The sequence below is a fragment of the Trichlorobacter sp. genome, assembly GCF_030247655.1.
In the GTDB taxonomy this organism is placed as follows: Bacteria; Desulfobacterota; Desulfuromonadia; order Geobacterales; family Pseudopelobacteraceae; genus Trichlorobacter.
Window position 1 is genome coordinate 1 of record NZ_JAOTRZ010000092.1, and the last position, 11,120, is coordinate 11,120.

12 protein-coding genes and 1 pseudogene are annotated in these 11,120 nt (G+C 50.3%); 12 read left to right on the forward strand and 1 reads right to left on the reverse strand.

The window, feature by feature from the left end; all coding sequences use genetic code 11:
* On the forward strand, window positions 1-493 hold a 493-nt coding region (locus tag OEL57_RS09460), incomplete at its 5' end, for a tetratricopeptide repeat protein (RefSeq protein WP_300739979.1).
* On the forward strand, window positions 490-2,127 hold the full coding sequence (locus OEL57_RS09465; protein WP_300739981.1) for a peptide-binding protein: 1,638 nt from the start codon (window positions 490-492) through the stop codon (window positions 2,125-2,127). The genes OEL57_RS09460 and OEL57_RS09465, both read left to right, overlap by 4 nt.
* Here the strand turns inward: OEL57_RS09465 and OEL57_RS09470 are convergent, their stop codons facing one another.
* Complete coding sequence (locus OEL57_RS09470; protein WP_300739983.1) at window positions 2,128-2,592, reverse strand: tRNA (cytidine(34)-2'-O)-methyltransferase; 465 nt, start codon at window positions 2,590-2,592, stop codon at window positions 2,128-2,130. It abuts the gene before it with no gap.
* Between the two features lie 101 nt (window positions 2,593-2,693).
* Here OEL57_RS09470 and serA point away from each other — a divergent pair, with 101 nt between their 5' ends.
* The 10 genes and pseudogenes from serA to OEL57_RS09520 all read left to right on the forward strand — a co-directional run bounded on the left by serA (window position 2,694) and on the right by OEL57_RS09520 (window position 11,031).
* A complete protein-coding gene (serA, locus tag OEL57_RS09475; protein ID WP_300739985.1) occupies window positions 2,694-4,301 on the forward strand; it encodes a phosphoglycerate dehydrogenase in 1,608 nt (535 codons plus the stop codon).
* A gap of 165 nt (window positions 4,302-4,466) precedes the next feature.
* Window positions 4,467-5,009, forward strand: coding sequence for a bifunctional pyr operon transcriptional regulator/uracil phosphoribosyltransferase PyrR (pyrR, locus tag OEL57_RS09480; RefSeq protein WP_300739987.1), 543 nt, complete (start codon window positions 4,467-4,469; stop codon window positions 5,007-5,009).
* 13 nt (window positions 5,010-5,022) lie between these two features.
* The gene (locus OEL57_RS09485) at window positions 5,023-5,955 is read left to right on the forward strand and encodes an aspartate carbamoyltransferase catalytic subunit (protein WP_300739989.1); all 933 of its coding nucleotides are present in this window, start codon (window positions 5,023-5,025) and stop codon (window positions 5,953-5,955) included.
* A gap of 162 nt (window positions 5,956-6,117) precedes the next feature.
* On the forward strand, window positions 6,118-7,395 hold the full coding sequence (locus OEL57_RS09490; protein WP_300739991.1) for a dihydroorotase: 1,278 nt from the start codon (window positions 6,118-6,120) through the stop codon (window positions 7,393-7,395).
* A gap of 26 nt (window positions 7,396-7,421) precedes the next feature.
* Window positions 7,422-7,757, forward strand: coding sequence for a nucleotidyltransferase domain-containing protein (locus tag OEL57_RS09495; RefSeq protein ID WP_300739993.1), 336 nt, complete (start codon window positions 7,422-7,424; stop codon window positions 7,755-7,757).
* Window positions 7,741-8,136: a HEPN domain-containing protein gene (locus tag OEL57_RS09500; protein WP_300739994.1), complete on the forward strand. Its 396-nt coding sequence runs from the start codon at window positions 7,741-7,743 to the stop codon at window positions 8,134-8,136. Before OEL57_RS09495 ends, OEL57_RS09500 begins: the two co-directional genes overlap by 17 nt.
* 17 nt (window positions 8,137-8,153) lie before the next feature.
* A pseudogene (gene carA / locus OEL57_RS09505) lies at window positions 8,154-9,273 on the forward strand (glutamine-hydrolyzing carbamoyl-phosphate synthase small subunit).
* A 7-nt stretch (window positions 9,274-9,280) separates the two neighbouring features.
* Window positions 9,281-10,195 carry a radical SAM protein gene (locus tag OEL57_RS09510; RefSeq protein WP_300740000.1) on the forward strand — a complete coding sequence of 305 codons (915 nt, stop codon included), beginning with the start codon at window positions 9,281-9,283 and terminating at the stop codon, window positions 10,193-10,195.
* Between the two features lie 16 nt (window positions 10,196-10,211).
* Entirely contained in the window at window positions 10,212-10,694 is a 483-nt protein-coding gene (locus OEL57_RS09515; RefSeq protein ID WP_300739996.1) for a hypothetical protein, read from the forward strand.
* Window positions 10,695-10,701: 7 nt separating this feature from the next.
* A complete protein-coding gene (locus OEL57_RS09520; RefSeq protein ID WP_300739998.1) occupies window positions 10,702-11,031 on the forward strand; it encodes a DMT family protein in 330 nt (109 codons plus the stop codon).
* The last annotated feature ends 89 nt before the right edge of the window (window positions 11,032-11,120 follow it).

Genomic DNA, 11,120 nt, shown 5'->3' on the forward strand with positions numbered 1-11,120 from the left:
AGTTGAAGCGCGCTTTTTAACTGATTCCAAGTTTCAATTCAGAATGGGGATACTGTTTGACAAGCTGGGCAAGCGACCTGAATCCATTGCACGGATGAAGAAAGTGGTTGAGCTTAACCCCAAGGATGCCCAGGCTCATAATTTTCTTGGGTATACCTATGCTGAAATGGGGATCAATCTTGAAGAAGCCCTGGTGCATATCAAAAAGGCTCTGGAGGTTAGGCCGGATGATGGTTTCTTTATTGATAGTCTGGGGTGGGTCTACTATCAGATGAAACGCTACAATGATGCGATCCGTTATCTGGAACAGGCCACTGAACTGGTCCCTGATGATCCCACTATCCTTGAGCATCTGGGGGATGCCCACCATGCCCGTAAGGAAAACAAGCAGGCTCTGAAATACTACAAAAAGGCCAAGACGCTTGATCCCAAGAAAAAAGGACTGGATGAAAAAATCCGACGGATTATACGGGGAGAGCTGGAAGAAAAATGACCTTCATGAGAGGGACACTGCGTTGGCAGTATTGCATTATGGTTGTTTTTTTCAGCCTGCTATCCGCAGCCTGTACCGCAGAAAAGCCTGCTGCTCCTCACGTCGTCTCTGCTACTGCATCGCCAGCCTATGGTGATACCCTGGTGGAGGGTACCATAGGTGAGGCATCCACCTTGATCCCCATCCTGGCCTCTGACAGTGCCTCCCACAGTGTGGCCGGGCTTGTCTATAACGGCCTGATCAAATATGACAAAGACCTGAAGATTGTTGGTGATCTGGCTGAATCATATCAGGTCTCCCCTGACGGCCTGACCATTACCTTTAAGCTGCGGCGTAATGTAAGTTGGCACGATGGCAAACCGTTTACCTCCCGTGATGTACTCTATACCTACCGGGTTATCATTGATCCCAAGACCCCCACTGCCTATTCTGAAGATTTTAAGCAGGTAGCCGCAGTTACTACACCGGATGCCTCTACCGTGGTGGTACGCTATGCCAAACCCTATGCACCTGCCTTAGCGTCATGGGGAGTAGCCATCCTTCCTGCCCACCTGTTGGAAGGACAGGATATTACTAAGAGTCCGCTGGCTCGCAAGCCGGTTGGCACTGGACCATTTCGGTTTCAGGAGTGGGTGTCAGGCCAGAAGGTGGTGCTGGAGGCTAACAAGAACTACTTTGAGGGACGTCCCTTTCTTTATCGCTATGTCTTTCGCCTGATCCCTGATACCTCAACTATGTACATGGAGTTGAAGGCTGGCGGTGTTGACCAGATGGGGTTGACCCCGGTGCAGTTTGCCCGTCAAACTGATACCCCTCGCTTCAAGGCTGACTTTAATAAATATCGCTATCCCTCCAACGGCTATCTCTACCTTGGCTACAATCTGCGGCATCCCTTGTTTAAGGATGTCCGTGTCCGTCGCGCCATGACTGCAGCCATCAACAAGGATGAACTGATCCAGGGGGTGCTGTTCGGCATGGGGCAGAAAGCCAATGGTCCGATGATCCCTGGGCGATGGGCCCATAATCCCAACGTAAAAGATATCCCTTATGATCCGGTCTATGCCAGAAAGCTGTTGTCGGAGGCTGGCTGGAAGGTCGGGGCTGATGGTTTTTTACAGAAAGATGGCAAGCCGTTGCGCTTTACCATTCTGACCAATCAGGGCAACCAGCAGCGTCTGATGACCGCCCAGATCATCCAGCAGCGTTTGAAGCAGGTTGGCGTTGATGTGCGGATCAGAATTGTGGAATGGGCTGCTTTCCTGAAGGAGTTTATTGATAAGGGGAATTTTGAGGTGGTGCTGCTGGCCTGGATGACCTCACAGGACCCAGATATGTACGATATCTGGCACTCCAGCAAGACCAAGCCTGGCGAGTTGAACTTTATCGGCTACAATAATCCGGAGGTGGATCGCTTGCTGGAAGAGGGGCGTAGCACCTTTGATATTGAAAAGCGAAAGAAAGCCTATTTTCGTATCCAGGATATTTTGGCCGAAGAACAGCCCTACACCTTCCTCTATGTACCGGATGCCCTGCCGGTTGTTTCATCACGCATCAGAGGCATAGAGCCTGCTCCGGCCGGAATAGGGCATAACCTGATTAAATGGTATGTGCCAAAGCAGGAACAACGTTACTGACTACCCGAGCTGCCCGGTTTGTCGTAACGCCTCATACAGCACCACAGCCGCAGCGTTGGACAGGTTCAGGCTGCGTACCTGTCCCGGCATCGGGATGGTCAGGCAACGGTCAGGGTTGGCAGCCAGCAGCTCAGCTGGCAGGCCGGCTGTTTCCTTGCCAAAAACCAGGAAATCTCCGGATTGGTAGATATCAGCCCCATAACAGTTTCTGGCGACTTTGGTGCTTAGGTACCAGAAACGACCTTCCGGGTACTGTTGCTGTAACTGTTCCAAATTATCCCACTGCTTCAGATCCACTTTGTCCCAGTAATCAAGTCCGGCCCGTTTCAGGTAGCGGTCATCAATTGAAAATCCCAGTTTGCCGACTAAATGCAGGGTTACACCAGTGGCTGCACAAAGGCGTGCTATGTTGCCGGTGTTAGGTGGTATTTCAGGTTCTATTAGTACAATATTGAATGTTTGCATGGGTAATGTATACCTCAAGACAGTTTCAGTCCGCTTGCATTTTTTGCTGGTCAGGTCTAGGATGCACAAACTTGAATACAACAAACACGGGGATTATGACCATGAAAATTATTGTTACTGATGAGGTTGCTGATCAAGGGCTGGCATTGCTGAAGCAGGATCCACGTATCGAGATGGATGTTCGTCTTGGGTTGAAAAAGGAAGAACTGCTTGCCTTGATTGGTGATTATGAGGTGATCATTACCCGTAGTGGTACCACGGTTGATAAAGACCTGCTGGATGCGGCCAAGAGTCTTAAGATGGTTGCCCGGGCCGGTGTTGGTATTGATAACGTGGATGTGGACTATGCCAGTTCAAAAGGGGTGATTGTGGTGAATGCCCCCTTTGGCAATACAAACAGTGCCGCCGAACATACCATGGCACTGCTGATGGCAGCCTGCCGCAATGTAACCGTCGCCAATGCCTCGTTAAAGGCCGGTGAATGGAAACGTGCCCCTTTTACCGGGGTTGAACTGAAAGGCAAGACCGCTGGTGTAATAGGTCTGGGCAAGGTCGGTGGTCGTGTGGCTACCCGTTTGAAGGCCTTTGAGTGTGAGGTACTGGCCTGTGACCCGTATATTGCGGTCAAGCGGGCCCACGATCTTGGTGTTAAGCTGGTTTCCCATGATGAAATCTACAAAAATTGCGACATCATTACCGTCCATACCCCACTGACCGATGAAACCAAGGGGATGATCAATAGCCGCGAACTGGCCATGATGAAAGACGGCGTGATTGTGATGAACGTGGCCCGTGGCGGGATTATTGATGAACCTGCTTTGCTGGATGCCATGAACAGCGGTAAAATCGCCATTGCCGGTGTGGATGTCTGGAGTGAAGAACCACCCAGTACCGAGATCTTGAAGGCTCTGATTGCCCACCCAAAGGTAACGGTTACTCCACACCTTGGTGCAAATACTGCTGAAGCGCAAATCAACGTTGCGGTGGATGTCTCGAAAGAGATCCTGAACTATTTGGATGAAAAACCGCTGGAAAACGCAGTAAACATTCCCCGCTTTGATATGGCCTTGATGGATCAGATGCGTCCCTTCCTTAATCTGGTCAATGTGATGGCTGACTTCGGCATCCAACTACTGGATGGGCATCCAGAGAAGATTACCTTCAGTTATGCCGGTGCCATTGCCCATTATGACTGTTCACCTCTGACCGTGTGCGGTTTGGCAGCACTGTTGGGACGGGTGGTTGAGCAGGATGTCAACATGGTCAATGCCTCCCTGATTGCTGAGCAGATGGGGATTGTGGTTGAAGAGACCAAGACCACTTCAGCTGATGCCTTTTCTAACCTGATTACCCTGATAGCTGAAGGTGATGGCAAGCGCCGCACCATTGCCGGTGCCCTCTTTGAAGGGGCTCCCCGGATTGTCCGGCTGCGTGATTATGCCATGGATTTCACCCCGGAAGAGCACATGTTGCTGCTGCACTATGCCGACCGCCCAGGTATGATCGGCAAGATCGGCACTATCATGGGTAAGCATGAGATCAACATCGGCTCCATGAATCTGGGGCGTAGCGAGAAGAAGGGTGAGGCAATGGTGATTCTCTCTGTTGATTCAGCGGTTTCCCAGGCGGTGATTGAGGAAATTAAGCTGGCAACTGAGGCCACTTTTATCAGGGCGATTCATATGGCGTCGGTTAAAACTTCTCCTTGACCCTCTAGGCGTGGGGGTGGTAAAGTGCCTCACTTCTTTTCATATCTGCCTTTTAATCTAACCCCGTGAGGTTAACAAAGGTGCAACAGTTTCAGCCACATATTCAAGAGGGTCTTTCCGCGCACGGGCGGAGAGACCCTTTTTTATTCTCAAGGGAGGGTAGCTATGGCTGGTGAAACAATCAAGACCGTTATTCTCGACAACAGCGGCATCCGAAGAGCCTTAACCAGGATTTCCCATGAGCTTCTTGAAAAAAACAAGGGGCTCTCAGATGTGGTGCTGGTTGGTATTCAATCCGGTGGTGCCTATCTGGCTCGTGAGATATCCCTTTGCATGGAGATCATTGAAGGAGAGCGGGTACCGGTTGGTTCAATTGACATTACCCTGTACCGGGATGACTTCAAGCAGCAGGCCCCCCACAAATCAGTTGGCAAGACCGATATCTCCTTTTCTCTGGAAGGCAAGCGGGTGGTGCTGGTGGATGATGTGCTGTTTACCGGTCGTACCATCCGGGCTGCACTGGATGCCCTGATGGACCATGGCCGTCCGTGCTGCATACAACTGGCAGTGCTGATTGATCGCGGCCATCGTGAGCTGCCGATCAGGGCTGACTTTGTAGGGCGTAATGTCCCCACCAGTCTGAAGGAAAATGTAGAAGTCATTTTTGATGATCAACAGCAGCCGGTTGAAGTGGTTCTTGAAAAATAACAGGGGAGGGGCCATGGAATTCAAGCATAAGGATATTATTGCACTGCGTGACCTGGGCAAGGAAGAGATTGAGCTGTTGATCTCCACTGCTGAAAACATGCGCGAGGTGAACAGCCGCGACATCAAGAAGGTGCCTACCCTGCGGGGTAAGACCATCATCAACCTGTTCTACGAATCATCCACCCGTACCCGTACCTCGTTCGAGATCGCTGGTAAGCGTCTTTCAGCAGATACGGTCAATATTGCCCCTTCCAACAGCTCTGCCACCAAAGGGGAGACCCTGGCTGATACAGCCATGAACCTGCTGGCCATGAAACCGGACATCATTGTGATGCGTCATGCGGTCTCTGGTTCCCATTACTTCCTGTCCAAAAAGGTAGGTTGTTCCATTATTAATGCCGGTGATGGTGCCCACGAGCACCCTTCGCAGGGGTTGTTGGACATGCTGACCATCAAGGATAAGTTTGGCAGGCTGGATGGCCTTAAGGTGGCAATGGTGGGCGATATTACCCATAGCCGGGTGGCTCGCTCCGATATCCAGGGCCTGACTAAGATGGGTTCCTCCATCTATCTGGCCGGTCCTCCCACCATGATGCCTCCCGGTGTCGAGCGGCTGGGTAATGTTACAGTCTGCAACACCATGAAAGAGGCGATTCAGGATGCAGACGTCGTAATCATGCTGCGGATCCAGCAGGAGCGCCAGGGCAAGACCCTGATGCCCAATACCCGTGAGTATTCCCGTTATTTTGGCCTGAACCCTGAAAATGTGAAGTGGGCCAAGCCGGATGCCATGGTTATGCACCCTGGCCCGATCAACCGCGGGGTGGAGATGTCCTCCTATGTGGTGGATGGCAACCAGTCCCACATCCTGAAGCAGGTGGAGAACGGCGTCGCTGTCCGCATGTCCATGCTGTATCATGTCTGTGGTGGCGGCAATGTTGAGTAAAAACAATGGCACGCGGATGACGCTGATTAAGCTGATTTTTGCGGATAAAAGCGAAAAATAAAAATTTCCTGATTTTAAAATCCGTGCTAATCCGCCAAATCCACGTTATCCGTGGCCTATTATCATGGCTTTTATACAAAATTACTCTTTTGAGGTGACCATATGAATCTTCTTATCAAAGGCGGCAGAGTGATTGACCCCAGCCAGGGGATTGATGATACCCTTGATGTTGTGGTGGAAAACGGTCTGGTTAAAGAGATTGGCAAAGGTCTGGCGGCTCCCGGTGGTGCTGAGATTATTGATGCCACGGGAAAGTATGTAGTTCCTGGCCTGATAGACATGCATGTGCATCTGCGTGATCCAGGACTGGAGTATAAAGAAGATATCATCTCTGGCACCAAAGCTGCGGTTGCTGGCGGTTTTACCTCAGTCTGCTGCATGCCCAACACCAAGCCTGCCATTGATAATAAGGCGATCGCTTCCTATATCATCAACAAAGCCAAGTCAGACGGTTTCTGTAACGTGTTTCCCGTGGGAACCATTACCCAGGGGATGCATGGTGACCGTTTGGCAGAGATGGGTGAGCTGAAAGAGTCCGGCTGTGTGGCCGTGTCTGATGACGGCAAGCCGGTCAAGAACAGTGAACTGATGCGGCGCGCCCTGCAGTATGCAGCTGGTATTGGTATTATGGTCATCTCCCACGCAGAAGAGTTGGAGCTGGTGGGGGAAGGGGTGATGAATGAGGGCTTTACCTCAACCGAGCTTGGTCTGAAGGGGATTCCCCGGGTTGCTGAGGATATTGCCACTGCCCGTGAGATCATGCTGGCTGAATATGTTGGTGCGCCGATCCACATCGCCCATGTCTCCACCAAAGGTTCAGTACGGATTATCAGGGAGGCAAAGGCCCGTGGCGTCAAGGTAACCTGCGAGACCGCTCCCCACTACTTTACGCTGACCGATGATGCGGTACGGGGCTACAACACCAATGCCAAGATGAATCCACCCCTGCGTGAGGCAGATGATGTGGCAGCCATCAAGGCTGGTCTGAAAGACGGCACCATTGACTGCATAGCAACTGACCATGCCCCCCATCATCTGGATGAAAAGGATGTTGAGTTCAACGAGGCGATGAACGGTATTGTTGGTCTGGAAACCTCTTTGCCACTCTCTCTTAAACTGGTGGAGGAAGGGCTGCTGACACTTCCGCAATTAGTTGAAAAAATGAGTTGCAAGCCATCTGAATTATTGGATCTTGTCCGCGGATCATTGAAGGCTGGCTGTGTGGCTGATATCAGCGTGATTGACCCTGCAAAACAGTGGACAGTGACTGAAGCTAGTTTGGCCAGTAAGTCCAAAAATTCACCTTGGCTGGGTGAAACCATGGTTGGTGCTGCAGCCGCAACCATCGTGGCAGGCAAAGTCGTCTTTTCCGGTAGATAGTTTCTGTTTTTGAGAAGGTAATTTTTATGGGCTATCTTGAACCTGAAATAGGAAAAACAATGATTGATCAGGTGGTTGCGCAACTTACGCGTAGCTATACTCCTGAAAAAATCATTCTATTTGGTTCTTTGGCAGCCGGGACGGCATCTCAAGGCAGTGATATAGATCTATTGATCATTAAAAAAACAGATCAGAATCCCTGGCAGCGGATGCGGGAAGTTAGCAGGATGGTTGACCATTCAGTAGCCATAGACCTGTTGGTCTATACCCCTGAAGAACTGCAGGCCAGAATAGCCATGCATGATTTTTTTATTCTCGATATTTTAGAGCATGGCAAGGTGGTCTATGAACGCGGCGTATAAGGCTATTACGCAAGAATGGTTACAAAAAGCACAGAGTGACCTGCTTTTTGCGGAAGCCAGCCTGCGTGAATTTTCAGGTTTTTATTCTCAAATATGCATACTTTGCCACGATTCAGCAGAGAAATATCTGAAGGCTTTTTTAATTGCACAGGGTATTCGGCCAGAGCGTATTCATGACCTTATGGCACTTCTGCATGAATGCCTGAAAGCTGATGCAACATTGAATTTACTGGATATGGCATGCAGTATCCTGAATGAGTATTACATTCCACTCAAATATCCTTCTCACTATCCCGATGTTGTCCGCGAACAGTCTGCAGAAGCATTTGATGCTGCAAAGCTGATTCAGGCGGAAATTGAAAAGCGTATTTGCATCTAAAAAGGAGTTTATACGGTATGAAAGCAATTCTTGCGCTGGCTGACGGGCGCATCTTTGAAGGTAAATCATTTGGGGCTGGTGGTGAAGTAACTGGTGAAGTCGTCTTTAACACCGCCATGACCGGTTATCAGGAGGTGCTGACTGATCCTTCCTATAAGGGACAGATGGTCACTATGACCTACACCCAGATTGGCAACACCGGTATTAATCCAGAGGATATTGAGAGTCGTGGCCTGTTTCTGTCCGGCTTTATTGTCCGGGAGTATCTGGATTTCCCCTCCAACTTCCGTTCTAGCATGAGCCTTGATGCCTATCTGAAAGAGAACGGTGGTTGGTATCCATGGTTTGGATACCCGTGCCCTGACTCGCCATTTGCGGGATAAAGGTGCCCAGAACGGAATCATCTCCACTGTTGATTTTGACCACGCCTCGCTGGTGGCCAAGGCCAGGGCCATCCCCAGTATGGCCGGTCTTGATCTGGCTTCCGGTGTTTCCTGTGACAAGCCGTACCACTGGACTGAAGGTGCCTGGAAACTGGGGGAGGGCTATCCCCAGATTGATTCAAAGACCTTGAAATACAAGGTGGTGGCCTATGATTTTGGCATTAAGTACAACATCCTGCGGTGTCTGGTGGATGCCGGTTGTGATGTCACCGTAGTGCCAGCCACTTTCCCGGCAGAAGAGGCCTTGGCCATGAATCCTGACGGTATTTTCCTGTCCAACGGACCGGGCGATCCAGAGCCGTTGGTGGCTGTACAACAGGAGATCCGTAAGTTTGTGGGTAAGAAGCCGATCTTTGGTATCTGTCTGGGACACCAGCTGCTGGGTCTAGCATTGGGTGGTAAGACGGTCAAGCTGCCGTTCGGCAACCACGGTTCAAACCTGCCGGTCATGGATATGGCTACCCGCACGGTAGAAATTACCTCGCAGAATCACGGTTTTGCCGTTGATCTGGAGTCGCTGGGGGATGTGGCCTGCCTGGGCCATGAAAACCTGAATGACCAGACCGTTGAAGGTATCCGCCACTGCAATCTGCCGATCTTTTCGGTGCAGCACCACCCTGAGGCGTCACCTGGTCCCCATGATTCACAGTATCTGTTTGGACGGTTTGTGGAGATGATGGAGCAGAACAAGTAACCGGATGCTGTCGTACCACGCTCTTTATCAATCAGGAGAGTTATTGCTGCGGATTCGCGAGGCCTACCGCAGGCTGGCTGCCTGTGACCTCTGTCCCCACCAGTGTGGTGTGAACCGGATCAGGGGAGAACAGGGCAGGTGCCGGAGTGGATTTATGCCGCGTATCGCCTCTGCTAACCTGCACCGTGGGGAAGAACCACCGATCAGCGGCAGCAGAGGGTCAGGCACAATCTTCTTTTCTGGTTGTACGTTGCGTTGTCTGTTCTGCCAGAACTTTCCGATCAGCCAGCAGAATAATGGCGAGACCATCAGTACCTCAGAGCTGGCAAAACGTATGGTAGGACTGCAAAAACGGGGAGCTCACAACCTTAATCTGGTGACCCCTACCCATTGGTTACCACAGTTTCTGGCAGCGCTCTGGCTGGCTATTCCGCAGGGGTTCAACCTGCCGATAGTCTGGAACACCAGCGGGTACGAGACGGTTGAAGCTTTATCGTTATTGGATGGCGTGGTTTTGATCTATCTGCCGGACATGAAGTATGCTGATGATGCCCAGGCAATGGCGTTGTCAGGTGCCCCAGAGTATCCGGCAATCAACCGGATGGCGGTTCAGGAGATGCTACGCCAGGTAGGCCATCTACAGGTGGATGATGACGGCATCGCAACCCAGGGATTGATTATTCGCCATCTCGTTTTACCACAAGGGAAAGCAGGTACTGCAGAGACCCTGCCTTGGATTGCCGAGCATCTTGGTAGACAGACTCATATCGCCTTGATGAGCCAATACTTTCCAGCTTGGCAGGCAACAACCACGGCAGGGATTGATCGTGGGTTGGTCCATAACGAATATGACGTCGCAGTAGAGGCACTAGAAACAGTAGGTCTTGAAAATGGTTGGGTGCAGGAGTTGGAACCAGAGTGACCGGAGATGAGTGTTAATGCAAGAGCCACAAACAAGATCAGATGATACCCATATTTTAGAAAAATGCCGTGAAATCGAACTGCTTTCTAGAAAATTGTATCTTTTCTTTGCGGATTTCTATGCTGATGACGCAGATATCAAGGCATTGTGGATAAAAACAGCGGATGAAGAGCAGCATCATGCAGATCAGTTTACTCTGGCGTTGAAGATGAAAAAAAGTCTGGGCGCTACTTTAAGTATTGATGTGCAAAAGGTTGTTTTTGTTGTAGGAGAACTGGAAAAACTGATTAAAAGGTGTGAAGCAAATCCACCAAAACTTGTGGACGCGTTATCAATAGCCATAAAACTGGAAAATTATCTTGCAGATTTACATCTTGTCTGTGTTGCCTCATTTGAAGACCAAAGCTTCAAAAACATGTTTAGTGCAATGATGGCAGCTGATCAGCAGCATATTGCATGTTTAGAAGATGCACTTAACTCTATAAACAGTACTAAGTAAGGGCCGTATGAGGACTGTTGCCCTGCTGTTTATATCCAACATATTTATGACCTTTGCCTGGTATGCCCACTTAAAGAACCTGAGCAACCGTCACTGGTTTATTGCAGTCCTGGTCTCGTGGGGTATCGCATTTTTTGAATATCTGGTGCAGGTGCCGGCCAACCGGATCGGGTATCATGGCACATTCACCTTGGCACAGCTGAAGATCACCCAGGAAGTAATTACTCTGGCGGTGTTTATCCCGTTTGCCGTGTTATACATGGGGGTTCCACTGAAACTTGATTACCTCTGGGCTGGATGTTGTCTGGCCGGGGCCGTCTATTTTATATTTCGCTGAGTAAATGCGCTCTTTCGCCAATCTCGGCGTTTACCTTGACGAAACAATCGCATTTTCTAATTTTGCAAGGAGTTGTACATGCCTAAAAC